19 protein-coding genes are annotated in these 25,909 nt (G+C 66.6%); 7 read left to right on the top strand and 12 right to left on the bottom strand.

Going from position 1 to position 25,909, the window contains the following annotated elements:
* Window positions 1–19: 19 nt before the first annotated feature.
* The 8 genes from ASF43_RS23740 to ppsA form a co-directional block, all read right to left on the bottom strand.
* Complete coding sequence (locus ASF43_RS23740) at window positions 20–976, bottom strand: threonine/serine dehydratase (protein WP_056186756.1); 957 nt, start codon at window positions 974–976, stop codon at window positions 20–22.
* Window positions 976–2,382 (bottom strand): replicative DNA helicase, encoded by a 1,407-nt coding sequence (gene dnaB, locus ASF43_RS23735; protein ID WP_056186753.1) that lies wholly within the window; start codon window positions 2,380–2,382, stop codon window positions 976–978. The genes ASF43_RS23740 and dnaB overlap by 1 nt, the downstream gene beginning before the upstream one ends.
* A 186-nt stretch (window positions 2,383–2,568) precedes the next feature.
* Window positions 2,569–3,021, bottom strand: coding sequence for a 50S ribosomal protein L9 (gene rplI, locus ASF43_RS23730; RefSeq protein WP_056186751.1), 453 nt, complete (start codon window positions 3,019–3,021; stop codon window positions 2,569–2,571).
* Between the two features lie 12 nt (window positions 3,022–3,033).
* Complete coding sequence (gene rpsR / locus ASF43_RS23725) at window positions 3,034–3,318, bottom strand: 30S ribosomal protein S18 (RefSeq protein ID WP_056186748.1); 285 nt, start codon at window positions 3,316–3,318, stop codon at window positions 3,034–3,036.
* Between the two features lie 12 nt (window positions 3,319–3,330).
* Complete coding sequence (priB, locus tag ASF43_RS23720) at window positions 3,331–3,627, bottom strand: primosomal replication protein N (protein ID WP_056186745.1); 297 nt, start codon at window positions 3,625–3,627, stop codon at window positions 3,331–3,333.
* A 49-nt stretch (window positions 3,628–3,676) separates the two neighbouring features.
* The gene (gene rpsF / locus ASF43_RS23715) at window positions 3,677–4,048 is read right to left on the bottom strand and encodes a 30S ribosomal protein S6 (protein WP_056186743.1); all 372 of its coding nucleotides are present in this window, start codon (window positions 4,046–4,048) and stop codon (window positions 3,677–3,679) included.
* Between the two features lie 82 nt (window positions 4,049–4,130).
* Complete coding sequence (locus tag ASF43_RS23710; protein WP_082498130.1) at window positions 4,131–6,428, bottom strand: VC_2705 family sodium/solute symporter; 2,298 nt, start codon at window positions 6,426–6,428, stop codon at window positions 4,131–4,133.
* A gap of 32 nt (window positions 6,429–6,460) precedes the next feature.
* Window positions 6,461–8,851, bottom strand: a complete 2,391-nt coding sequence (gene ppsA, locus ASF43_RS23705) for a phosphoenolpyruvate synthase (RefSeq protein WP_056186739.1) — start codon at window positions 8,849–8,851, stop codon at window positions 6,461–6,463.
* 231 nt (window positions 8,852–9,082) lie between these two features.
* On the opposite strand from ppsA, the gene ASF43_RS23700 reads away from it, so the two are divergent.
* Entirely contained in the window at window positions 9,083–9,904 is an 822-nt protein-coding gene (locus tag ASF43_RS23700) for a pyruvate, water dikinase regulatory protein (RefSeq protein ID WP_056186736.1), read from the top strand.
* A gap of 3 nt (window positions 9,905–9,907) precedes the next feature.
* Here the strand turns inward: ASF43_RS23700 and ASF43_RS23695 are convergent, their stop codons facing one another.
* Window positions 9,908–10,312, bottom strand: a complete 405-nt coding sequence (locus ASF43_RS23695) for a RidA family protein (protein WP_056186733.1) — start codon at window positions 10,310–10,312, stop codon at window positions 9,908–9,910.
* 117 nt (window positions 10,313–10,429) lie between these two features.
* Between ASF43_RS23695 and ASF43_RS23690 the strand changes: the two genes are divergently transcribed.
* Window positions 10,430–10,885 (top strand): LysR family transcriptional regulator, encoded by a 456-nt coding sequence (locus tag ASF43_RS23690; protein WP_082498129.1) that lies wholly within the window; start codon window positions 10,430–10,432, stop codon window positions 10,883–10,885.
* A gap of 198 nt (window positions 10,886–11,083) precedes the next feature.
* On the opposite strand, the gene ahpF is transcribed toward ASF43_RS23690, so the two are convergent.
* Together ahpF and ahpC are read right to left on the bottom strand one after the other, a co-directional pair.
* On the bottom strand, window positions 11,084–12,658 hold the full coding sequence (ahpF, locus tag ASF43_RS23685) for an alkyl hydroperoxide reductase subunit F (protein ID WP_056186730.1): 1,575 nt from the start codon (window positions 12,656–12,658) through the stop codon (window positions 11,084–11,086).
* Window positions 12,659–12,789: 131 nt separating this feature from the next.
* Window positions 12,790–13,365 carry an alkyl hydroperoxide reductase subunit C gene (gene ahpC, locus ASF43_RS23680; protein ID WP_056186727.1) on the bottom strand — a complete coding sequence of 192 codons (576 nt, stop codon included), beginning with the start codon at window positions 13,363–13,365 and terminating at the stop codon, window positions 12,790–12,792.
* Window positions 13,366–13,651: 286 nt separating this feature from the next.
* Here ahpC and bfr point away from each other — a divergent pair, with 286 nt between their 5' ends.
* The 5 genes from bfr to ASF43_RS30970 all read left to right on the top strand — a co-directional run bounded on the left by bfr (window position 13,652) and on the right by ASF43_RS30970 (window position 24,174).
* Window positions 13,652–14,128: a bacterioferritin gene (gene bfr, locus ASF43_RS23675; RefSeq protein ID WP_056187440.1), complete on the top strand. Its 477-nt coding sequence runs from the start codon at window positions 13,652–13,654 to the stop codon at window positions 14,126–14,128.
* 248 nt (window positions 14,129–14,376) lie between these two features.
* Window positions 14,377–16,122 (top strand): ShlB/FhaC/HecB family hemolysin secretion/activation protein, encoded by a 1,746-nt coding sequence (locus tag ASF43_RS23670; RefSeq protein ID WP_056186724.1) that lies wholly within the window; start codon window positions 14,377–14,379, stop codon window positions 16,120–16,122.
* Window positions 16,123–16,142: 20 nt separating this feature from the next.
* On the top strand, window positions 16,143–22,331 hold the full coding sequence (locus tag ASF43_RS23665; protein ID WP_056186722.1) for a filamentous hemagglutinin N-terminal domain-containing protein: 6,189 nt from the start codon (window positions 16,143–16,145) through the stop codon (window positions 22,329–22,331).
* The gene (locus ASF43_RS30155) at window positions 22,223–23,821 is read left to right on the top strand and encodes a DUF637 domain-containing protein (RefSeq protein WP_156373513.1); all 1,599 of its coding nucleotides are present in this window, start codon (window positions 22,223–22,225) and stop codon (window positions 23,819–23,821) included. The genes ASF43_RS23665 and ASF43_RS30155 overlap by 109 nt, the downstream gene beginning before the upstream one ends.
* An 8-nt stretch (window positions 23,822–23,829) precedes the next feature.
* On the top strand, window positions 23,830–24,174 hold the full coding sequence (locus ASF43_RS30970; protein ID WP_156373496.1) for a hypothetical protein: 345 nt from the start codon (window positions 23,830–23,832) through the stop codon (window positions 24,172–24,174).
* 55 nt (window positions 24,175–24,229) lie between these two features.
* On the opposite strand, the gene ASF43_RS23660 is transcribed toward ASF43_RS30970, so the two are convergent.
* Window positions 24,230–25,696: an IS5 family transposase gene (locus ASF43_RS23660; RefSeq protein WP_056186718.1), complete on the bottom strand. Its 1,467-nt coding sequence runs from the start codon at window positions 25,694–25,696 to the stop codon at window positions 24,230–24,232.
* Between the last annotated feature and the right edge of the window lie 213 nt (window positions 25,697–25,909).

The following is a 25,909-nucleotide window of genomic DNA, read 5'->3' as shown; positions in this document are numbered from 1 at the left end:
ATTCTAGGTTTGCAAAAAATCAGGACAGGCTGGCCGGATCGACATTGCCGCCGCAGACCACCAGGCAGACGCGCTCGTCTGCACGAGGGACGTAAGCGCCGCTCTGCAGAGCCGCCAGGCCCAGTGCCGCCGCAGGCTCGACGGCCAGGCGCAGTTCACGCCACAGCCATTGCTGCGCTGCGCGGATCGCAAGATCGTCCAGCAGCAACGCCGTTGGCACATGGCGCTGCGTGATGCCCCAGGCGATGCCACCGATGCGACGCGCGCCCAGCGAATCTGCCGCAATGCCACCGACCTCGACATCGACCGGTTCGCCCGCCGCCCGCGCCCGGTACAGCGTGGGCGCCAGCGCAGGCTCCAGCGCGACGACGCTCGCGCGCTGTTCGAACCAGGCCGCGATGCCGCCGATCAGGCCGCCACCGCCCACGCTCACCAGCACGCTGTCAGGCGCCGAGCCAGCCTGGCTTTCAATCTCACGCGCCAGCGTGCCCGCGCCTGCCACCACATCCGCCTGGTCGTAGGCATGCGTCAACAAGGCGCCCGTTTCCGCCTGCCGCGCCAGACAGGCGGCAAGCGCCTGCGCATATGCATCCCCCACTACGACCAGTTCGGCCCCCAGGGCCCGCAAGCGTGCCTGCTTGGCTGGTGCGCTGATGGTCGGAACAAAAACCTCGCACCGCACGCCCAGCGCCTGCGCCGCAGCAGCAGTGGCGATGCCGGCATTCCCACCCGAGGCCACGACCACGCCGCTGGCCGGAATCGGTTGGGCCAGCAACCGATGCAGCATGCCGCGCGCTTTGAAGCTGCCCGATACCTGCAGCTGCTCCAGCTTGAGCCACACCTCGGCACAAGCCAGGCCCAGCGCCCGACCGGGCAGCCGCCACAGCGGCGTTTCGCGCAGGAAACCAGCTGGGCCCAGGCGGAGGCGATGCGCTGCCGCCTCGATGTCGGCGTGTGTGATCGGAGCATGTGCCATCAGTAGCCACCGCCTTCGTAGCCGGCCGCCAGGCTCTCGAACTTCGTGATGTTGCGCAGGAAGGCGAGCTTGACCGTTCCGGTCGGGCCGTTCCGCTGCTTGGCAATGATGACTTCTGCGACGCCAGGCTCCTTGCAGGCGTCCTTGGTGTAGTACTCGTCGCGGTAGATGAACATGATGATGTCGGCGTCCTGTTCGATGGCACCGGACTCGCGCAAGTCGCTCATCATCGGACGCTTGTCGGGTCGCTGCTCCACGCTGCGGTTCAGCTGCGACAGCGCGATCACGGGGCACTGCAGTTCCTTGGCCAGCATCTTCAGACCACGAGAGATCTCGCCGAGCTCGGTCGCGCGGTTGTCGCCGCCGCCTTCGGACGAGCCGCTCATCAACTGCAGGTAGTCGACCACGATCAGGCCAAGCTTGCCGCATTGGCGCGCCAGGCGCCGCGCATTGGCGCGAAGTTCGCTTGGGGTAAGGCCCGGGCTCTCGTCGATATGCAGAGAAATCGTTCGCAGCTTCTCGATGGCCTCCGTCAGGCGCGGCCACTCGTCATCGGTGAGCTTGCCAGTACGCAGATGGCCCTGGTCGATGCGGCCGATGGAGCCCACGATCCGCACCGCCAGCTGCGCCGCGCCCATTTCCATCGAGAAGATGGCAACCGGCAGCCCTTCGTTTAGCGCCACATGCTCGGCGATGTTCACGGCGAACGCGGTCTTGCCCATCGACGGACGCGCCGCCAGCACCACCATGTCGCCGGCCTGCAGGCCCGACGTCATGCGGTCCAGGTCGTAGAAGCCGGTGGGCACGCCGGTCACGTCGTTAGCGTTGTCCGCCATCTCCTGCACGCGGTCCAACAGGTCCACAACGAGCGAGTCCATGGCCTGGAAACCCTGCTTGTTGCGCGAGCCCTCTTCGCCAATGTTGAATATCTTTTGCTCGGCCTCGTCCAGGATCTTCTCGACCGCGCGGCCCTGGGTGTTGAACGCACTCGTGGCGATCTCGTCACTGGCCGTGACCAGCTTGCGCAGCACGGCCCGCTCACGCACGATCTCTGCGTAACGCCGGATGTTGGCAGCGCTGGGCACGAACTGCGCCAGGGAGTTGAGGTAGGCCAGGCCCCCGACATCTTCGGACTTGCCGACCGACTGCAACTGCTCGTAGACCGTGATGACGTCCGCCGGCTTGTTGCCGTTCACGAGGTCGCGCACGGAACCAAAGATCAGGCGGTGCTCGTACCGATAGAAGTCGTTCTCCTTGAGCACATCGCCCACGCGGTCCCAGGCACTGTTGTCCAGCAGAAGGCCGCCCAGCACGCTGGACTCGGCCTCGATGGAATGCGGGGGGATCCGCAGCTGAGCAATTTGGCGATCCTGCGGATCTTCGTCTATGGCGTAAGCGGCGGACATGGTGACCTTCGGAATGAACGGCGGATGCTACGGCGCCCACAAGCAGGCGTCATGGGACAAGCCTGTGCATAAGCGGTGGAACAGCGGTGATTTTGTGGCCTCTGCCTGTGCAGAACATGCACGGCGTGGGCGCCAAAGAAAAAGCCGCCGGGCTTGCGCGCGGCGGCTCTTGTCGCGGGTGAAGGATCAGGCCGTTTCGCCGTAGACCGACACGTTGATCTCGACCACGACGTCGGTGTGCAGGGCCACGCTGACCGTGCTGTCGCCGACGTTCTTGATCGGGCCGTTGGGCATGCGCACTTGCGACTTCACGACCTTGTAGCCCAGCTTGTTCAGCTCTTCGGCGATGTCGGCGTTGGTCACGGAGCCGAACAGACGACCGTCCACGCCAGCCTTCTGAGTCAGCTTGACGGTGGTGCCGCCGAGCTTCTCGCCCTGCGCCTGGGACTCGGCCAGCTTGGCAGCAGCGGCCTTTTCGAGTTCGGCGCGGCGTGCTTCGAATTCCTTCTTGGCCGTCTCGGTGGCGCGGCGGGCGCGTCCGGACGGGATCAGGAAGTTGCGTGCGTAGCCGTCCTTGACCTTGACGATCTCGCCCAGGTTGCCCAGGTTCACGACCTTGTCGAGCAGAATGATTTGCATGTTCGGCTCTCCTTAGATGCGGTGCTGGTCGCTGTACGGCAGCATGGCGAGGAAACGCGCACGCTTGATGGCCGTGTTCAGCTGACGCTGGAAGAAGGCACGCGTGCCCGTCAGACGCGCGGGAATGATCTTGCCGTTTTCGGCAATGAAGTCGCGCAGCGTGTCGATGTCCTTGTAGTCGATGTGCTCGACACCGGTCACGGTGAAGCGGCAAAAACGCTTGCGCTTGAACAGCAGCGATTGCGTGTTGCGCTTGGGACGCTTGTCCTTGTTATTGAAACGCCTGGGTCCAGCCATGATGGGCTCCTGTCAATCTGTTGAATCTGGTTGAAACTCTTGCACGTGCAGCACGACGCTCTTGCCGACGCGGGGGTTGGCGAGGAATCCGCTGAAGCGCCAGCTGCTGCCGACGACCTGCTTGCGTACCCTCTCGGCCACTGCGCCGAATGCCACCGCCCTCACTTGGGCCTTCACCTGCCGGGTCTGACCCGCCTCTTCGATCTGCGACTCGTGTTCGAGTACCAGATCCTGGGCAGGCACACCAGCCGGTGTGTAGCGCAGGGCCTTCAGCTCTGCGATACAGGCCGTCAGGATCAGATGGTTCATCGAGAACCGCCTTCACCCGCCCGGCGGCGCGTTGCGCTCGGGGCTGCCGTTAGTGCTGCGATGCGAATTCGGCTTGCTGGGTCTTGCGCGCTTCTTCGCGTTCGACCGTCTTCATCATCGACGACGGGCCGGTCTCGGCCTTCTTCAGCTGTACCGTCAGGTGGCGCAGCACAGCGTCGTTGAACTTGAAGGCGTGTTCCAGTTCGGCCATCACAGCCTGGTCAGCTTCGATGTTCACGCACAGGTAGTGCGCCTTGGCCAGCTTGTTGATCAGATAGGTCAGCTGACGGCGGCCCCAGTCTTCCACGCGGTGGATCTTGCCGCCGCCGTTGGTGATCATGGACTTGTAGCGCTCCAGCATGGCCGGCACTTGTTCGCTCTGATCCGGGTGGATCATGAGAATGATCTCGTAGTGACGCATGGACTCTCCTTGAGGTTAACGCCACCCGCTGCGTCCAGAACCGGTGGCGGCTCAAGGCGGTGTGGCAAGGCAAAGCCTAAGATTATAGCCCGCGAATCGAATTTGTCTGCGGGACGGCCGGTGGCACGGTCAACAGACTCACCACCACGATGGCCAGCGCACTGGCCGCGACGCCGAAAACGCCTGCCGAAACCGGCTGGATGCCAAACCACAGGCCCGGCCCGTCCAATCCCAGCGCAGCACGCACACCCGCCATGTGCAGCACCATGTACGCCAGTGTCACGCCAGCACCCGCCAGCATGCTGGCGACCACGCCGGCGCGCGAGCAGCGGCGCCAGAAGATGCCGGCCACCAGAGCCGGAAAAAAGGTGGATGCGGCCAGCGAGAAAGAGGCCGAGACCAGATACAGGATGTCGGCCGAGCGCAGCGCAGCGACATAGGCCGCGGCCAGCGCCACCATCAGCAGCGCGAACTTGGAAAACACGACGCCGTACATGGCGCTGACACGGTGCCTCAGACTGTTCAGATAGATGTCGTGCGCGAAGGCGTTGCCCATGGTCAGCAACAGCCCGTCGGCCGTGGACAGCGCCGCGGCCAGCCCCCCTGCCGCCACGAGCCCGGAAACGACGTATGGCAGGCCACCCAGCTCGGGCGTTGCCAGCATGATGATGTCGGCGCCCATGCGGATTTCGGAGAACTGCAGCACGCGGTCGCCGTTGACATCGGCCACCGAAATGAGCGACGGGTCGACCTGGGCCCATTGCGCGATCCACGGCGGCAGCGCGTCGAAGCTCTTGCCCACGAGCTCGCTCAGCACCTCGTACTTGACCAGCACCGCCAGCGCCGGCGCCGCGATGTACAGCGCGGCGATGAACAGCAGCGACCACGCCACGGAGCTGCGGGCCTGTGCCACCGAGCTGGTCGTGTAAAAGCGCGTCAGCAGATGCGGCAAACCAGCCGTGCCCAGCATCAGGCAGAACATCAACGCCATGAAGTTCAGCCGCGAGTTGGCAAAGGCTTCGCGCTCGCGTGGCGAGCCCTGCGGGTCGCCGGCAAAGGCCAGGCGCATGGGTGCCACTCCGCCCAGGGGTCTGGACCGGTCCAGGTTGTCGGCCAGTGCCCGGGTCCAGCGTTCGCGCGCAGCGGCAGCCGTGGTGGGCAAGGCCGCCAGCGCGCGGCTGGCTGCCTGCACCTGGGCGTCCGGCGCGTCCTGTTGCCGCAGCAGGCGCAGGCGCTCTTGCGCGGCCAGGCGCTCCTGCGCCAGCGCGGCGGGCACGTCGCGCAGCATCGCCTGGTAGACCGTGGCACGGCGCGCGTACTCGGCCACCACGGCCCGCTCGGCGGGCGATTGCGCCAGTTCGCTTTCGAGGGCGGCGATCTTTCCCAGCTGTGCGCCGTAGACGAAAGGTGCCATCGGGTTGCCCAGCTGCTTGTAGGCCAGCCAGGAAACGGGGATCAGGAACGCAAGGATCAGAATCACGTACTGCGCCACCTGGGTCCACGTCACGGCCCGCATGCCGCCCAGGAACGAGCAGACCAGCACGCCGCCCAGGCCCAGCAGGATGCCGATCTCGAACTGCACGCCGGTCAGGCGCGAGGTGATGAGGCCGACGCCATAGATCTGCGCGACGACATAGGTGAACGAGCACAGCACGGCCGCCAGCGCAGACAGCAGACGCGGCCATCTGCCACCGAACCGCAGCGCGAAGTAGTCGGGCAACGTGTACAGGTCATGCCGGCGCAACGCTGGCGCGATCAGCAGCGCCACCAGGCAGAAACCGCCCGTCCAGCCCATGATGTAGGCCAGCCCGCCAGCCTGCGTCTCCGAACCCGAGAAACCCTGTAGGTACAACCCACCCGACAGGCTGATGAACGAAGCCGCACTCATCCAATCGGCCGCCGTGGCCATGCCGTTGTAGAACGCCGGCACGCGCCGACCGGCCACGTAGTACTCGGCGGCGTCGGATGTGCGGCAGAAGATCCCGATGCCGGCGTACAGCGCCAGGCTGGAAAACAGGAAGATCGCGCCGATCCACTGGCGCGGCAGCCCCGCCCGCTCGGCCAGCGCCATGCCGGCCAGGAACAGCAGCAGGCATACGACGTAGAGCGCGAAGATGCGGTGCAGCCGCCGCACGTCGACCGCGGGTGGAGCAGCCCCGTGGCTGCGGCGGGCCCAGGCATAGACCGCGACGATGGCGATGAAACCGAGCACTGCGCCCTGGGCACAGAACCAGTAGTTCAGCGGCCAACCGCCCACGACCAGCCCGAGGTCGCGCGCGAAGAACACCACGCCGAACGACAGCGCCGCCCACAGCACCAGCAGCACGATGCGCAGACTGGTGCGCGGGCGAAAAGAGGCCAGGGGCGCGGCGGCTTGCAAGTAGGGGCTCGCCGCGCCGGCTCAGGAAGGCGTCAGCGCGCCAGGCGTTGCCAGGTCGCGACCACGCTGTCCGGGTTCAGCGACATGGACTCGATGCCCTGGTCAGCCAGCCACTGTGCGAAGTCCGGGTGGTCGCTGGGGCCCTGGCCGCAGATGCCCACGTACTTGCCCTGTGCCTTGCACGCCGTGATGGCGCGCATCAACATGGCCTGCACAGCCGGGTCGCGCTCGTCGAAGTCTGCGGCCAGAAGCTCCAGGCCGGAGTCGCGGTCCAGGCCCAGCGTGAGCTGCGTCAGGTCGTTCGAGCCGATCGAGAAACCGTCGAAGAACTGCAGGAACTCGTCGGCCAGGATGGCGTTGCTCGGCACCTCGCACATCATGATGATCTTGAGATCGTCCTGCCCGCGCTTCAGCCCGTGGTGGGCCAGCAGATCGGTGACCTTCTCGGCCTGCTTGAGCGTGCGCACGAAGGGCACCATGACCTGCACATTCGTCAGGCCCATGTCGATGCGCACGCGCTTGAGCGCCGCGCATTCCATGGCGAAGGCCTCGCCAAAATCGGCACTGATATAACGCGCCGCGCCTCGGAAGCCCAGCATGGGGTTCTCTTCTTCCGGCTCGTAGCGGCTGCCGCCGATCAGCTTGCGGTATTCGTTGGACTTGAAGTCCGACAGCCGCACGATGACAGGCTTGGGCCAGAAGGCCGCGGCGATCGTCGCCACGCCCTCGGCCACTTTGTCGACATAGAACGCGCGCGGCGACGCATGGCCGCGGGCCACGGACTCGACAGCCTTCTTCAGGTCGGCATCGATGTTCGGGTAGTCGAGGATCGCCTTCGGGTGCACGCCGATGTTGTTGTTGATGATGAACTCCAGCCGGGCCAGGCCAACGCCTTCGTTGGGCAGCTGGCAGAAGTCGAAGGCCAGTTGCGGGTTGCCCACGTTCATCATGATCTTGGTCGCGATCTTGGGCATGGCGCCACGCTCGACCTCGGTCACTTCGGCCTCCAGCAGGCCGTCGTAGATGTAGCCCGTATCGCCCTCGGCGCAGCTGACGGTGACCAGTGTGCCGGTCTTGAGCTGGTCTGTCGCGTCGCCGCAGCCGACCACGGCCGGGATGCCGAGCTCCCGCGCGATGATGGCCGCGTGGCAGGTGCGGCCGCCGCGGTTCGTCACGATGGCGCTGGCGCGCTTCATCACCGGCTCCCAGTTCGGGTCGGTCATGTCGGTGACGAGCACGTCGCCAGGCTGCACCTCGTCCATCTGGCTGATGTTGCGCACCAGGCGCACGGGGCCGGTGCCGATCTTCTGCCCGATGGCACGGCCTTCGGCCAGCACGCTGCCCTTGCCCTTGAGCTTGTAGCGCATCTCGGCCTTGCCCTCCTGCTGGCTCTTCACCGTCTCCGGCCGCGCCTGCAGGATGTAGAGCTGGCCGTCGCCGCCGTCCTTGCCCCATTCGATGTCCATCGGGCGGCCGTAGTGCTCCTCGATCACGAGGGCATAGCGCGCCAATTGCTCGACGTCAGCATCGCTCAGCGAATAGCGATTGCGCTGCTCGGTCGGCACGTCGGTGGTCTTGACCAGCTTGCCGTCGGCGGCTTTCTCGGCCGGCGTGGTGAATTCCATCTGGATCAGCTTGCTGCCCAGGTTGCGGCGGATCACGGCCTTGTTGCCGGCTTGGAGCATGGGCTTGTGCACATAGAACTCGTCGGGGTTCACGGCGCCCTGCACCACGGTCTCGCCCAGGCCGTAGCTCGACGTGATGAACACCACCTGGTCGAAGCCGGACTCGGTGTCGATCGTGAACATCACACCGGCCGCGCCGAGGTCGGAGCGCACCATGCGCTGCACACCGGCGGACAGGGCCACCACGTCATGCGCGAAGCCCTTGTGCACGCGGTAGCTGATGGCGCGGTCGTTGTACAGGGAGGCGAACACCTCCTTCATCTTGTGCAGCACGTCGTCGATGCCCACCACGTTGAGGAAGGTCTCCTGCTGGCCTGCGAAGGAGGCATCGGGCAGGTCTTCCGCGGTCGCGGACGAGCGCACGGCGAAGCTGGCCTGGCTGTTGCCGGCCGACAGGGTCGCGAATGCGGTTTTGACCGCGTCTTCCAGATCAGCAGGGAAAGGCTGGGCCTCGATCCAGCCACGGATCTCGGCGCCTGCCTGGGCCAGCGCACGAACGTCTTCTGTGTCCAGCGTGGCCAGACGGCGGCTGATCTTGTCGGTCAGGCCCTCATGCGCCAGGAACTGGCGGAAGGCATGGGCAGTGGTCGCGAAGCCCGTGGGCACGCGCACGCCCTGGGGCAATTGCGAGATCATCTCGCCGAGGCTGGCGTTTTTACCGCCGACGGCCTCGACGTCGCTCATTCTCAGGTTCTCAAACGGTACGACCAGGGCGGTCGGGCTAAAGAGTGCAGACATGGGAAAGCTCCGAAGGTTGAAACCGGGTCTGCGCGCCGCGTCCGGGGAACCAGGCCCGAACCGTCGCCCATGGATGCGGCGCAACTTGGATGTTGTTGCTTTGCGTGCGCCCGCCACATGGTGGAATTCCTGAACATTGCAGGGGATTGTAGGGGCCTCGGTTGCATCTGGCGTGTAGTCCGGAAGGCCGGCACGGTTCCTGCACAATGCAGCGCAGATCTGGAGACCCGCATGACCACCCGCACCGTATTCTTCATTTCCGACGGCACGGGCATCACGGCCGAGACATTCGGCAACGCCATCCTCGCGCAGTTCGACATGAAGTCGCGCCATGTGCGCCTGCCCTTCATCGACACCATCGACAAGGCCCACCAGGCGGTGCGCCAGATCAACCACACGGCCGAGGTGGAGGGCCGCAAGCCGCTGGTGTTCACCACCATCGTGAACATGGAAGTGCTGCGCTTCTTCGAGGCCAACTGTGCCGGCATGCTGCTGGACATGTTCGGCACCTTCGTGCGGCCGCTGGAGGTGGAACTGGGCATCAAGTCGCACCACCGCGTGGGCCGCTTCAGCGACATCAGCAAGAGCCAGGCCTACCACGACCGCATCGCGGCAATCAACTTCTCGCTGGAGCACGACGACGGGCAGTCGGACCGCGACCTGCAGCAGTCCGACGTGATCCTGGTTGGTGTGAGCCGCAGCGGCAAGACGCCGACCTCGCTCTACCTGGCCATGCAGTACGGCCTGAAGGCTTCGAATTACCCGCTGATTCCCGAAGATTTCGAACGTCAGCAGCTGCCCCCCGCCCTGATGCCGCACCGCGCCAAGATCTTCGGCCTGACGATCCAGCCCGAGCGGCTCAGCGAGATCCGCAACGAGCGGCGGCCGAACTCGCGCTACGCTGCGCTGGACAACTGCCGCATGGAGGTCAGCGAGGCCGAGTCCATGATGCGGCGCAGCGGCATCCGCTGGCTCAGCACCACGACCAAGTCGATCGAAGAGATCGCCACGACGATCCTGCAGGAGATCCGGCCGGAGCGGCTGACCTACTGAGGCTCAAGCCGGCGCGGCCTCGGGCAGCCTGGCGATCACCTTGATCTCGAACTGGAAGCCGTAGAGCCAGGTCACGCCGATCGCCGTCACCGTGGGATGCGGCGCGCCGCCCCAGTACTCGCCCACCACGCTCCAGATCTTCTCGAACTTCGATTCGGGGTCGACGATGAAGACGGTCGTGTCCACCACGTCGTCGAACGTGCAGCCGGCGGCCCTCAGGATGGCGTTGAGGTTCTCGAACGCGAGCCGGACCTGCGCTTGCAGTTCGGGCTCGGGTGAGCCGTCGGGCCGGCTGCCGACCTGGCCTGACACGAACAGAAATCCGTTGGACCGGATGGCCGGCGAATACCGGTTCTTGTCGTACAGCGCCTGGCGGCCAGGCGGGAAGACAACGTCACGTGCAGTCATGCAATACCTTTCTTGAATACGCAGGGACTTTAGGAGCGCACGCCCTGCAGATCAACGCGCGCAGCCAACAAACACCGTTTGCCCCATCCAAACAATGCTCGATGCAAGAGAGCCTCGATGAACCGTTGCGATGCGATGCAGGCCTTCGCGCGCGTGGTGACGACGCGCAGCTTCACCAAGGCCGCCGACACGCTGCCGGTGAACAAGACCAGTCTCACCCAACTGATCCAGCTACTGGGGGCGCGCACTGGCAAAGCGCTGCCGTATGCCATGCAGCGTGGCGCCGAGCGCATGGACGTGCAGGGCCGCCATGTGTTCTGGTTCGACGACGGCAATGCCTACCTGGCTGCGGCCCTGGCGGGCCTGGGAATCGCCTGGCTGCCAGACCACATGGCCAGGCTGCACCTGGCGCGGGGCGCGCTGCTGCCGCTGTTCGACGACTCGCAGCTCGAACTCACGCCTCTATACCTGGCGTACCCGCCGAACCGGCATGTGAGCGCCAAGCTGCGCGCGTTCATCGACTGGGTCGTGGCGTTGATGGCGCAGCATGCGCCGGTCGTCTCGCTGCGCTGAGCGAGGTCAGCGGATCAGTTGTTGCGGCGTGTCGTCGCCGGCCACGGTGGCACTGCACTGCATGCCCCAGACTTGGCGCGCCCGGAAGCGATGGGGCAAGTCGCGCGCCACGTCATCGGCGGAGAACCACCCGCATCGGAACGCATCAAAAAAAGCCCGCGGCACAGGGTGCCACGGGCTTGCTCAGCAACGCCGATCTCAGGCTTCGACGGGTGCCGAGGTACGGATCAGGTGGTCGAACGCGCTGAGTGCTGCCTTGGCGCCCTCTCCGGCCGCGATCACGATCTGTTTGAACGGCGTGGTCGTCACGTCCCCCGCCGCGAACACGCCGGGGATGGAGGTCTGGCCACGCGCGTCCACGATGATCTCGCCGTGCTTGGACAGCTCCACCGTGCCCTTGAGCCACTCGGTGTTGGGCACCAGGCCGATCTGCACGAACACGCCTTCGAGCGCCACCAGATGCTCGGCGCCGGTCGCCCGGTCCTTGTAGCGCAGGCCGGTGACCTTGCCGTCGGCACCCGTGATCTCGGTGGTCTGGGCGTTGACGTGCACCGTCACGTTGGGCAGGCTCAGCAGCTTGCGCACCAGCACGGCGTCGGCCTTGAGCTGGTCGGCAAACTCGACCAGCGTGACATGGCTCACGAGGCCGGCCAGGTCGATTGCAGCCTCGACACCCGAGTTGCCGCCGCCGATCACCGACACGCGCTTTCCCTTGAACAGCGGGCCGTCACAGTGCGGGCAGTAGGCCACGCCCTTGTTGCGGTATTCGGCTTCGCCGGGCACGTTGACATTGCGCCAGCGCGCGCCCGTGGACAGGATCACCGTGCGCGACTTCAGCGTGCCGCCGTTGGCCAGTCGAACCTCGACCAGGCCGCCGGGCTCGGCGGCCGGAATCAACTTGTCGGCACGCTGCAAATTCATGATGTCCACGTCGTAGGCGCGCACATGGCCTTCGAGGTTCACGGCGAATTTGGGGCCGTCGGTCTCGACGATGGAGATGTAGTTCTCGATGCCTAGGGTGTCGTTCACCTGGCCGCCGAAGCGCTCAGCCGCCACGCCAGTGCGGATGCCCTTGCGCGCCGCGTACACGGCGGCTGCGGCGCCCGCCGGGCCACCGCCCACGATCAGCACGTCGTAGGCTTCCTTGGCCGAAAGCCTGGCCGCGTCACGCGCAGCGGCGCCGGTGTCGAGCTTGCCGACGATCTCCTCCAGCGTGGTGTGGCCGGAATGGAACATTTCGCCGTTCAGGAACACCATGGGCACGGCCATGATTTCGCGCTCGGTCACTTCGTGCTGAAACGCGCCGCCTTCGATGACAGTGGTCTTGACCTTGGGGTTCAGCACCGCCATCAGCGCCAGGGCCTGTACCACGTCCGGGCAGTTGTGGCAAGTCAGGCTCATGTAGACCTCGAACTGGTAGTCGCCGTCCAGCGCCTTCACCTGGTCGATTACATCCTGCTCCACCTTGGGCGGGTGGCCACCGGTCCACAGCAGCGCCAGCACCAGCGAGGTGAATTCATGGCCCAACGGCAGGCCGGCAAAGCGCAATTGGGAGTTGGTGCCGCTGCGCTGCACGCTGAATGAGGGCTTGCGCGCGTCGTTGCCGTCCAGCCGCAAAGTGATCTTGTCGCTACGCAAACCCTGGATGGTCTCCAGCAGGCTACGCATGTCGCGCGCGGTCTCGCTGTCGTCCAGGGACGCCACCAGTTCGAACGGCTGCGTCACACGCTCCAGGTAGGCGCCGAGCTGGGTCTTGAGTTGTTCGTCGAGCATGGTGGGTTCCTTTCGAAAGCAGTGAGTTGGGGCCACAACGGGCGAAAAAAAGCCGGACGGCATGGCGGCGCACCACCATGACGCTGTCCGGCTGGTGAGCGCCTGTGCGCTCGGCCGCTAGAAAACGGCGCTTAGATCTTGCCGACCAGGTCCAGCGAAGGCGTCAGGGTCTTGGCGCCTTCCTTCCACTTGGCGGGGCAGACCTGGCCGGGGTGGGCAGCGGTGAACTGGGCAGCCTTCAGCTTGCGCAAGGTTTCCGACACGTCACGGGCGATTTCGTTGGAGTGGATTTCCAGCGTCTTGATGATGCCGTCGGGGTTGATCACGAAGGTACCGCGCAGTGCCAGCCCTTCTTCGGGGATGTGCACACCGAAGGCGTTGGTCAGGGCGTGCGTCGGATCGCCGACCAGCGGGAACTTGGCCTTGCCCACGGCGTCGGACGTCTCGTGCCAGATCTTGTGCGAGAAGTGCGTGTCGGTCGTGACGATGTAGACCTCGGCGCCAGCCTTCTGGAATTCGGCATAGTTGTCGGCCGCGTCTTCGATCTCGGTCGGGCAGTTGAACGTGAAAGCGGCCGGCATGAAGATCAGCACGGACCACTTGCCCTTCAGATTGGCTTCGGTCACTTCGATGAACTCGCCCTTGCCGTTGCGGTTCACGAAGGCGGTGGTCTTGAAAGGCTGGACTGGCGTGTTGATCAGGGACATGTGTTTCCTTGGGAAGCAGTTGAGAAAAGCGCGAAGCCCGAACTTTAACCCTGGCCCCTGGCGCAAGGCCAATCGTTTGGCCAAATGGGCTGCATTGAAAATGCCAATGCCCCGCGCCACCACGGCGTCGGGTCGATAAGAACGCCTATCAGCCTCAACCGCAGGCACACCGCAAACCAGGGGTCTTGCCTTGCTGCACTGCGGCGAGCCGCGGACAATCGCGCCCGAAGTCGCCTGGTTCCAGGCGTTCCCACACGCGCAAGCCCACAACTCCAAGGAATCCACCATGCAAGGCGACCCCCAAGTCATCGTCCACCTGCAAGCCCAGCTCAAGAACGAGCTGACGGCCATCAACCAATACTTCCTGCACTACCGCATGCTGAAGCACTGGGGCCTGGACCGGCTGGCGAAAAAGGAATACGAAGAGTCGATCGGCGAGATGAAGCACGCCGACAAGATCATGGACCGCATCTTCATGCTGGACGGCCTGCCCAACCTGCAGGACCTGGGCAAGCTTCTCGTCGGCGAGGATGTGCCCGAGATCCTGGACTGTGACCTGAAGTCCGAGTACGGGGCCCAGGCCACGATCAAGGCCGGCATCGCCCACTGCGAGACCGTGCGCGACTATGTGTCGCGCGACCTGCTGCAGGGCATCCTGGACGACACCGAAGAGCACATCGACTTCCTGGAGACGCAGATCGCACTGGTCCAGAAGGTGGGCATCCAGAACTATCTGCAGAGCCAGATGGGCGAGGCGGACTGATCGACGCACATGGCCGGGAACGGCCTTCGATGACAACGGCGGGTTCTCCCGCCGTTTTTTTTGGTTGCGTTCGGCTGCTGCGCGAACGGATGGCGACTTGTTCACGGTCGCCAATGACGACTAATTCGCACATCGTGTACAAAAAGATATCCGACATCCAATTGATGAATTAGCACACGAAGAGAAACATATCGGCACAAAAACAATTCGCGGGCCGCGGCGCAGATGCCGCTCTTACGGGTCCGCCGATGTCGCGTTTTCTTCCCTCCACTTCCTCTCGCTCCTACAGCCTTGGCACCAGCGTCCTCACGGCCGCGCTGCTGGCATCCACTTCCGCCCTGGCCCAGTCGCCTGCGCAGCCGTTCGCCGAAGACCTGCGCCAGCAGGAGCGCGAACGTGCGCTGCGTGCGCAGAACGAGCGCGCGGTCGACGCACATCTGCCGCGCGCCGACGCACCGGCCATCGGCCGCCTGCCCGACGCCGAGGCGCCGTGCTTTCGCATCGAACGGCTCGAACTGACGGGTGCGCGTGCCGACGCGTTCCAATGGCTGCTGCCCCGCGCCGCTGGCGCCCAGGGCGATGACAGCCCGCTCGGCCGCTGCCTGGGCACACAGGGTGTCAACACCGTGCTGGCGCGGCTGCAGCAGGCGCTGGTCGAACGCGGCTGGGTCACCACACGCGTACTGGCCGCACCGCAGGACCTGGCCAGCGGCACGCTCAGGCTGACCCTGGTGCCCGGCCGCATCGCGGCCATCCGCTTTGCCGAGGACACGGCCAACCGCACCAGCCTGCGCAATGCAGTCCCGGCCGCTGTGGGCGATCTGCTGAACCTGCGCGACATCGAGCAGGGCCTGGAGAACCTCAAGCGCCTGCCGACGGCAGATGCCGACATCCAGATCGAGCCCTCTCAGGCGCCAGGCGCCGAGCCCGGCGACAGCGACCTCGTGGTGCGCTACGCGCGCCGCTTCCCGTTGCGCACCACCGTGAGCCTGGACGACAGCGGCACCCAGGCCACCGGCCGCCTCCAGGCCGGTATCACGCTCGCGTGGGACGGGCCGCTGGGCCTGAACGACCTGGCCTACGTGAGCCTGAACCACGATGCGTTCAACCACGGCGGCCAGGGCACCCATGGCCAGACGCTGCACTACGCCATCCCCTACGGCCACTGGTTGCTGGCCGCCACGGCGAGCCGCAGCCGCTACCACCAAAGTGTGGCCGGCCTGGACCACAACTACGTCTACGCCGGCACCTCGCGCAATGCCGAAGTGCGGCTGTCGCGCCTGGTCTACCGCGACCAGCGCCGCAAGAGCACGGTGTCCGTGCGTGGCTGGCGCCGCGCGTCGGCCAACTTCATCGACGACACCGAGGTCGAGGTGCAGCGCCGCGTGGTGGGCGGCTGGGAACTGGGTGTGCAGCACCGCGAGTTCGTGTCGCTGGCCGGCCAGACCGCCACGCTGGACGCCGGCCTGCACTACCGCCACGGCACTGGCGCCTTCGGTGCGATGCCGGCGCCGGAAGAAGCCTTCGGTGAAGGCACATCCCGCATGCGCGTGTTCACGGCCGACGCCGGTCTGGACATGCCGTTCCAGTTGGGCACGCAGAAGCTGCGCTACGCCGCCACGGCCCGCGTGCAATGGAACCGCACGCCGCTCACGCCGCAGGACCGCTTCGCCATCGGCGGGCGCTACACGGTGCGCGGCTTCGACGGCGAGGCAAGCCTGGTCGGCGAACGCGGCTGGCTCTGGCGCAACGACATCGGCCTGGCGCTCGGTACCAGTGGCGCCGAGCTGTACGCCGGCATCGACCACGGCCAGGTGCGCGGCCCGTCCACCACCTCCCTGCCCGGCCGCAGCCTGACCGGTGGCGTGCTCGGCGTGCGCGGCCACTTCAAGGGTCTGGCCTTCGATGTGTTCGCCGGCACCCCCATTCGCAAGCCCGCGCGCCTGCACACCTCGAGCGTGACGCTCGGCTTCAACCTGAACTACAGCTTCTGAATCTCGCGGAGAACAACATCATGAACAAGCATCTCCATCGCATCGTCTTCAACGCCGCGCGCGGTACACGCATGGTCGTCCAGGAAACCGCCCGCAGCGCCAGCAAGGCCGCCAGCGGCACCACGCTGGCTGTCGCCGTGCTGACCTCCTGGGCCGCGGCACCGGCCGGCGCACAGGTCGCAGCCGATCCCAACGCGCCGGGGCGCCAGCGCCCCACCGTGCTGGCCACGCCCGAGGGCGCGCCGCTGGTCAACATCCAGACGCCCAGCGCGGCCGGCGTCTCGCGCAACCTGTACCGGCAGTTCGACGTGGACGGCAAGGGCGCCGTGCTGAACAACAGCCGCACCGCCGTGCAGACGCGGCTGGCCGGCCATGTGCCCGGCAACCCCTGGCTGGCCCAGGGGCCGGCACGCATCATCCTGAACGAGGTCAACAGCGCCGACCCGAGCCGCCTGCGCGGCTATGTCGAGGTGGCTGGCCAGCGGGCCGAGGTCATCATCGCCAACCCGGCCGGCATCCAGGTCGATGGCGCCGGCTTCATCAACGCCAGCCGCGCCACGCTGACGACAGGCACGGCGCAGTTCGGCGCCGACGGCGGGCTGGCGGGCTTCCTGGTCCGGGGCGGCACCATCCGTATCGAGGGCGCGGGCCTGGACGCCAGCACGACCGACTACGCCGCCATCCTGAGCCGGGCGCTGCAGGTCAACGCCGGCATCTGGGCCAGCGAGCTGAAAGTCGTCGTCGGCAGCGGCGAGGTCGCGGCAGACAGCGGTGGTGCACAGCCAGCCCAGGGCCAAGGCACCGCGCCCGTGTTCGCGCTGGACGTGGCCGCGCTCGGCGGCATGTACGCCGGCAAGATCACGCTGATCGGCACCGAGGCCGGCGTCGGCGTGCGCAATGCCGGCCACATCGGTGCCGGGGTCGGCGGCCTGGTCGTCACGGCCGCCGGCCGGCTGGAGAACACCGGCACGCTGGAAGGTGGCCGCGTCGAGCTGGCCAGCGGCGAAGACATCCACAACCGCGGCGGACAGATCCGCCAGGCCGGTGCGATGGGCCTGGACCTTGCCGCCGCGGCGATCCGCAACAGCGGTGGCGGCCAGATCGGTGCGCCTGCGCCCGCCGCTGCGGTGCCGACCCCGGCAGAGCCACCAGCGCCTGGCCCGGGCATCGAAGCTGCCGCGCCCGCTGCGCCGGGTGCCATGTCGCCTTCCGACCCCGCACCCACCGCCCCACCGGCGGCCACGGGCCCCGGCAGCCTGCGCGCCACGGGCACCCTCCACAACGAAGGCGGCCGCATCCTTGCCAGCGGCACCATCGCGCTGCAAGCCCCGCAGATCGACAACGGCGGCGGCACGCTGCACCTGGACCGCATGGACTTCACGGGCGAGCGCTTCAGCAATGCCGGCGGCACGCTGCAGGTGCGCGGCGACTTCAGCGCCCGCACAACGAACTTCGACAACACCGGCGGCCAGCTCGCCGCTGGCCGGCTCGACATCGCCAGCGGCGGCCGCATCGACAACGCCGGCGGCGTGCTGGCCAGCGCGGGCACCGCCCTGCTCTCGGCCGGCGGCCTGCTGGACAACGGCGACGGCAGCATCACGGCCGCCGGTACGCTCGACGTGAAGGCCAGCGCCCTGCACAACCGCGGCGCGCTGCGCAGCGACAACGCGCTGACACTGGCGGTCGATGGCGCGCTTGCCAACAACGGCAGCATCAGCGCCGCCGGCCCGCTGCAGGTGACGGCCGGCACACTGCGGCAACAGGCCGACGGCGTGTTGGCCGCCGGGCTGCTAGCCGATAGCCGCCGCGACAGCACCGCCTCGCTGCATCTGCACACCCGCGAGGCGCTGGACAACCGTGGCGGCGCGCTTGAAGCAGGCCGCATCGCCATCGATGCCGGTGCGCTCGCCAACACCGATGGCGGCCGCATGCTGCACCTGGGTGCCGACAGCGCGCGCATCGCCGTCGCAGGCACGCTGGACAACACAGGCGGCCGCATCCTGGCCGAAGGCCAGGATCTCGCGCTGCAAGCCGCCCGGATCGTCAATGGTGGCGGCCGCATCGACCACGCCGGTACCGGCAGCCTGGACATCACGGCCACGCAGCTCGACGGTGGCGACGGCGCCATCCGCAGCAGCGGCAGGCTCGCACTGTCGGCCCGCGAGGCCACACATGCCGGCAGCATGCAGGCGCACGCGTTGCAGATCGACGCCGGCCAGCTCATCAACCGTGGCGAGATCGTGCAGACCGGCACTGCCGCCATGCGCATCGCCGCCACGCAGCGCCTGGACAACGCGGGTGGCCGCATGGCCGGCAATGCGACGGACATGTCCCTGCAGGCCAACACACTCGACAACACGGGTGGCCGCATCGAACACGCCGGCAGCGGCCAGTTGCTGCTGCAGGCCGAGCGCCTGGACGGCAACGCCGGCCGCATCGTCGGCAACGGCGCGCTGCAGGTCCAGGCCGCACAGATCGCACACGGCGCCGGCGCCAGCATGGCCGCCGAGCACATCGCCATCGATGCCGCGCGTCTGGCCAACACCGGTGGCGAGATCACGCAGCGCGGCGAGCAGGCCCTGCGCATCGACGCAACCGAGGCGCTGGACAACACCGGCGGGCGCATCGCCGCCAATGCGCAGGACATGCGCTTGCAGTCTGCCCACCTCACCAATGCCGGCGGCCGCATCGAGCATGCCGGCCACGGCCAACTGGCCATTGCCGCCACGCGCGTGGACGGAGGCAGCGGCAGCATCGTGGGCAACGGCACGCTGGCGCTGCAAGCCGACACGGTCGCGCAGGCCGGCAGCCTGCAGGCCAGCCACATCGACATCGCCGCGCGCGTGCTGGACAACCGTGGTGGCCGCATCGTGCAGACCGGCGATCAAGCCATGCGCATCGCGGCCACGGAGCGGCTCGACAACCGCGGCGGCCACATCGCCGGTAGCGCCCGCGACCTCGACCTTGCCGTTGGCACTCTGGACAACGGCGCCGGCCGCATCGAGCACGCCGGCCAGGGCCTGCTGGCCATCGCCGCCGCTCGCCTGGACGGCAACGCCGGACACATCATCGGCAACGGTGCGCTGCGCATCCAGGCCGGGCAGATCGCCCACGGCCACGGTGCCAGCATGGCCGCCGAGCAGATTGCCATCGACACCGGTCGCCTGGCCAACGACAGCGGCGAGATCGTGCAGCGCGGCAACCAGGCCATGCGCATCGCCGCCACCGACGCCTTGGACAACACGGGCGGCCGCATCGCCGGCAACGGGCAGGACATGGCGCTGCAGTCCGCCCACCTCACCAATGCCGGTGGCCGCGTCGAGCATGCCGGTGGCGGTGCGCTGACCATCACCGCCGACCGCCTGGACGGTGGCAGCGGCAGCATCGTCGGCAATGGCGCGCTGGTGCTGCGCGCCGACGCGGCGGCGCTGGCCGGCAGCCTGCAGGCCCGGCAAATCGACATCGCCGCACGCGTGCTGGACAACCGCGGCGGCCGCATCGTGCAGACCGGCGACGAGGCCATGCGCATCGTGGCCACGGAACGCGTCGACAACAGCGACGGCCACATCGCCAGCAATGCCAGGGATCTGCGCATCGAAGCCGCACTGCTCGCCAACGCCCGCGGCCGCATCGAGCATGCCGGCCAGGGGCTGCTGGCGCTGCAGGCCGGCCACCTCGACGGCAACGCCGGCCGCGTGGTCGGCAACGGCGCGCTGCAGGTCGGCGCCGAGCGCATCACCCACGGCAGCGGCGCCAGCATGGTCGCCGCTCAGGTCGCGATCGCCACCCGACAACTGGCCAACACTGGCGGCGAGATCGTGCAGACCGGCAACCAGGCCATGCGCATCGAAGTGGACACGCTGCTGGACAACACGGGCGGCCGCATCGCCGGCAACGCGCAGGACATGGCCTTGCAGTCGGCACGCATCGCCAATGCCGGTGGCCGCATCGAGCATGCCGGCACCGGCACCCTGGCCGTCGATGCGACGGAACTGGCAGGTGGTGACGGCCACATCGTCGGCAACAGCGTGCTGCGCTTGCGCGCAGACCGTGCCACGCTCGCCGGCAGCCTGCAGGCCGCACAGGTCGACGTCGCCGTCGGCACGCTGGACAACACAGGCGAGATCGTCCAGACCGGCAGCGGCACCATGCAGCTCACGGCCACGGGCCGGCTGGGCAACCAGGGCGGCCGTATCGCCGGCAACGCCACCGACCTGCACCTGCAGGCCGCCACGCTGGACAACACCGGCGGCACCATCGAACACGCGGGCAGCGGCCTGCTGCGCCTGGCGGCCGAACGCATCGACGGCAATGCGGGCCGCATCGTCGGCAACGGCGCGTTGCAGATGGCCGCCACACAGATCGCGCACGGTGGCGGCGCCCACATGGCGGCCGGGCAGATCACCATCGACACCGCGCGGCTGGCCAATACCGGCGGCGAGATCGTGCAGCGCAGCGCGCAGGCCATGCGCATCACGGCCACCGCATCGCTGGACAACACTGGCGGCCGCATCGCCGGCCATGCGCAAGACATGGCCCTGCAATCGGCCCGGATCACCAACGAGGGCGGGCGCATCGAGCACGCCGGCAGCGGCCAGCTGTCGATCGACGCCAGCCAGGTGGACGGCGGCAACGGCAACATCGTCGGCAACGGTGCGCTGGTGCTGCGGGCCGACACGGTCGCGCAGGCCGGCAGCCTGCAGGCCCATGCGATCGACATCGTCGCGCGCACGTTGGACAACCGCGGCGGCCATATCGTGCAGACCGGCGATGCAGCCATGCACATCGTGGCCACGGAGCGGCTGGACAACGCTGGCGGCCAGATCGCCGGCAACGCTGTCGACCTCAGCCTGCGCACTGCCACGCTCGACAACACGGGTGGCAGCGTCGAACATGCCGGCAACGGCTTGCTGGCACTGCAGGCCGGGCGCCTGGACGGCAACGCCGGGCGCATCGTCAGCAACGGCGCGTTGCGCGTCGAGGCCGAGCAGATCACCCACGGCACCGGCGCCAGCATGGCCGCCGAGCACATCGCCATCGCGACCGCGCGCCTGACCAACACCGGTGGCGAGATCGTGCAGCGCGGTCAACAGGCCATGCAGATCGATGCCACCGAAGCACTGGACAACACGGGCGGGCGCATCGCCGGCAGTGGCCAGGACATGGCGCTGCAGTCCGCCCACCTCGCCAACGCCGGTGGCCACATCGAACACGCCGGCAACGGCAATCTGTCCATCACCACCACGCGCCTGGACGGAGGCGACGGCAGCATCGTCGGCAACGGCGCGCTGTCGCTGCACGCGGACACTGTGGTGCACGCCGGCAGCCTGCAGGCCGACCAGGTCGCCATCGACACACGCACGCTGGACAACCGCGGCGGCCGCATCGTGCAGACCGGCGGCGAGGCCATGCGCATTGCCGCGACCGCGCAGATCGACAACCGCGGCGGACGCATCGCGGGCAATGCCCGGCAGATGGACATCGCAACCGCCACGCTGGCCAATGCCAGCGGCGACATCGCCCATGCGGGCAGCGGCCAGCTCGGCATCACGGTCGGGCACCTGGAAGGCGACGACGGCCGCATCGTGGGCAATGGCGCGCTGGCTGTGCAGGCCGGCAGCCTGGTGCAGCACGGCACCCTGCAGGCCCACCGCATCACGATCGACGCCGGCACGCTGACCAACGCGGGCGAGATCGTGCACACGGGTGACGCCACCATGCGCGTCAGCACCACCGGCCTGCTGGACAACCGCGGCGGCCGCATCGCCGGCAACGGCCATGACATGGTGCTGCAGGCCAGCCACCTCATGAACGCCAACGGCCGCATAGAGCATGCCGGCACCGGCACGCTCACGTTGACGGCCACGCAAGTCGATGGCGGCAACGGCCAGGTCATCGGCAACGGCGCGCTGGCACTACAGGCCGACAGCCTGACGCATGCCGGCCAGATGCACACCGCCCGGCTCGCGATCGACGCCGGCCAGATCACCAACAGCGGCGAGATCGTGCACACGTGGGCACGCTGGCCGCGCAGGTCGACCAGGTGCAGGCCCGCCTGGGGGCGCGTGACAGCATCGAGGCACTGGCCCAGCAACCCGGCATGGCCTGGGTGCAGCAGATCAGCCAGGACCCGCAGCTCGGCGCCAAGGTCGACTGGCAGCAGGTGCAGGAGGCCCATTCCCGGTGGGACTACAACCGCCAGGGGCTGACGCCCGTGGGCGCAGCGGTGCTGACGGCGGTGGTCGCGTACTTCACGGCGGGGGCAGCTTCCACCTGGGCGTCCGGCGTGGGTGAGGCGGCTGCGGTCGGCGTTGGAGAAGGCGTCGCGCTGTCCGGCGGAGGTGCGTTCCTCACGGGCACCGGCACCACGATCTCGACCGTGGTGGGCGGCGCGGTGACGGCCGGCGTCAGCGCGCTGGCCGGTCAGGCGGCTGTGGCACTGGTCAACAACCAGGGTGACCTGGGCAAGACGCTGGACGAGCTGGGTAGCAGCGGCAGTGTCAAAGGCTTGCTGACGGCTGTTGTGACAGGCGGTGTTCTGAGTGGCCTGAACCTGAACCCGACGGGCATGCCGACGGCAGGCGGCGGCGCGCAAGGCTTCATGGAGCAGCTGGGGCACAACCTGAAGGCCGGTGCCGCCCGCGCGGTGATCGGAACGGCGATCAGCGGGGGCAGTCTGCAGGACAACCTCAGGAACAGTCTGCAGACGGCCTTCCTGGACACCACAGCCGCGCAGTCGGCCGCCGCCATTGGCGACATCCAGAACGGATTCGCCAACAAGGTGGCGCACGCCCTGGCTGGCTGCGCCGTGGGTGCGGCGCGCACCGATGGCGGCTGCGGTGCAGGCGCGATCGGCGCCGTCATGGGGGAGCTTAGTGCTGAGACCTTCGGCTTTGACGAGTACGGCAATCCAAAGGCCGGCACATCGGAGCTGGCCGCCATGCTGGGCGCCATGGGGGCAGCCATCGCGGGGTTAGACGCCTCGCAGATCAGTCTCGCTGCTAACGCGGCATCCAATGCCGCCGTCAACAATGCGCTCAAGCACTACGTGGACAGGGCCTTGAGCAAGCTTAACGACGCACTCAAGACGCAAGAGATCAAGCCGCTCGTGGAGAGTCAGAAAATCATCCGCGACTACTTGGAAAGCGCTGGCGCTCGGGGCGGTTTGACGGAGACAGAGATCGTCGCACTGGGTATTCTCTACGCGGCCAATGAGGCTTTATTCCCGACTGGCGTCTTGGATGTGCTGCCCGGCGGCAAGGCTGTAAGTAAGGTTGGGGCTGGGGTAAAGGCGGGAAACAAGGCGGAGGATGTATTAACGAAAATTAGGAATGATGCGAATAGTAGTGCTAAAGGCTCAACCAGCGATGCCCAAAACATTGCGAATGGCCCTCTGCTAACACAGCAGCTACTACACAGTGAGGCAGCATCACTATTCATCGATGGAGCATTGCGGCCTGATGTGATAGCCGCATCAAAAGTGGCAATTCCTGGCAGTCAACTAAAAAACCCTGATCTAATTGCAAAATTAACTGCGGACGGAACCAACATCGCAGATTGGGCAAAAATGACGACCTTGACACAAAGAAGTCCATCAGGAGATTTTCAGGTTCACTTTTATCAAAATCGCGCAACAGGTAAAACGTACTTTCTGGATGACTTCAAAGTCATCTTTAACCACGACGGAGCTTGGCGATGAAAATTTGCTTGAAAACCGAAGTCAATATCCAAGCGGAAAATTTGCATGGATGGATTATCAATAACAAGACTTATACTGTTCTCTCTGTCGAAAAGTATAGCTCCCAGCAAATCGGATTTCGAATTGAAAGTGAAGATCGCGGTCAACCCGTTTTACTACCTGCGATACTATTCAATATAATCGACCACTCGCTCCCAAGATGCTGGAAAGTGCTAGAAGTTCGAGAAAATTCACTTGACCTTGGTCCCGCGGTTTTTGCAGAGGCTGAATTTTGGGAAAAATGCTTCGATCAAGAGGTAGACGCTCTATCTAAATATCGAGAAGCTAAGAATCAAGTAGAACAGGAAAGCTGATCTAAGATGGTCAGGGATTGGCATGCGAGATGCTATCGAGTCGGCCCTGCAAAATTCACCCAGCCGACCAAGCCGTCCGATGCGCGCCGGCGTTTCCCACTCCCACAGCAGCGGCGAGCGCTGTGGCCAACGTTGCGAGCAGCGCGAGCAGGGGCGCAAAAAGGCCCTTCAGTCCCAGGCGCACGATGGCCCGCAGCAGCCAGCGGATGTTGTACCCCGCCGCGCACAGCACTGCGTGCAGCGCATCGCCGCTGGCGCCGTGCAGCCAGCACCGGTCCATGGCGTTGTCGTGCTTCAGGTGCCCGATGGCCGGCTCCACCGCCTGGCGCCGCCTGAGCCAGCGCCGCTGCTGATCCGTCAGGCTCAAGAACCTGCCCCGGTGGATGATCTCAACGCCTGGGTTGGCGGCGTCCACGCCTCTGAAGCCCAGGTCCACCACGACCTGCTTGGGCTTGGCTCCGGTGTCCTCGGTCAGGATCGTCGCCTGCTCCAGTTGCTCGTTCAACGTATGGCCGTCATACGGGTTGCCAGTGAAGCTGCGCGCACCCACCATCAAACCCTGTTTGTGCGTGACCGCCACGCTGACCTTCACGCCGAACTCGTAGGGCTTGCGGGCCTTGCCTTTGCCGATGCACTCCACCTCGGGCGCGTGCAGGGCGTACAGCTTGTTTTTGTCTTTGGGGCGCTGGCTGCGGATGCGCTCGGCGCGCTGCATCAGCGTTTGCAGATTCGTCAACGTCAGTGCCGTGGCCTCGCTGGCCTGCGCGATCTTGCGCTGCACCTCGCGCAGCACGATGCCCAGGATCGTGCGCTGGCGTTTGACGACCTTGCGAAGGCGCTTGAACTGCTTGGCGTGGGCGTAGCCACCAGCTTTGCGCCGCAGTGTCTTGCCCTCTTTGACGAAGGTCTGCTTGAGCGCGATGCCCGCGCGCTTGGCCGCAGCCACCACCTTGTGGCGTGCGATCTGCAGCAGCCGCGAGTCCACCGGGTGGGCGATGGCTTTCTCCTGCACCGTGGTGTCCACGATCAGCCGCTCGAACTCGGCAGGCCGGATGGCCTTGGAGGCTACCGCAGTGTCGATCGTGGCCTTGAGCAGTTCCTCCACGCCGGCCTCGCCGATGGCGGAACGAAACCGCCCGATCTGCGTGGCATCGCAGGGCAGGCGCGGCTCATAGAACGCCATGCCGCTGAAGTATTGCCACACGACGTTCTCGGCCCAGCGCTCCACCAGCTCCTCGTCGCTGAGCTTGTAGGCGTGTTTGAGGTACAGCAGGCTGGCCATCAGGCGCAGGGGCAGGCGGGGACGGTCGGCGGCGGCAACACCAGCGCCTGCAACCTGCAGCGAGGGTCCGAACAAGTCGTCCTGCGCGACAGCGCGGCCTTCGCGCACCTGGCGGGCGAAGTACGGCGCAAGGGCTGCCTCAATCTGCGCCCAAGGCAGCCGGCCGGCCAACACCGCCAGCGGGTGGCGCGGATCGATCATCTCGGCCAGCGGCTGGCGGAAGAAGTCGGCCTCGGACATCGGAAAAACTCCCAGAAATCAGAATCGGATGTGAAGATCCTCGGGGGATCCAACACCCAGGGGAACTGGCGCAAACCCAGCGTTCATGCAGGTTGCGGAGGTTTTGCAGAGCCGACGCAGTAGATCGTCTCGTGCGAGATCGACATGGGTGGCTCGGGCAGCGCAAGCCCGGCCTGGATCGCTGCCTTGTTCATGCGCGGCAGTTTGCCTGCG

It is taken from the genome of Pseudorhodoferax sp. Leaf267 (genome assembly GCF_001422405.1).
Taxonomy (GTDB): Bacteria; Pseudomonadota; Gammaproteobacteria; order Burkholderiales; family Burkholderiaceae_C; genus Pseudorhodoferax.
This window is presented reverse-complemented; position numbering and strand designations above follow the sequence as displayed.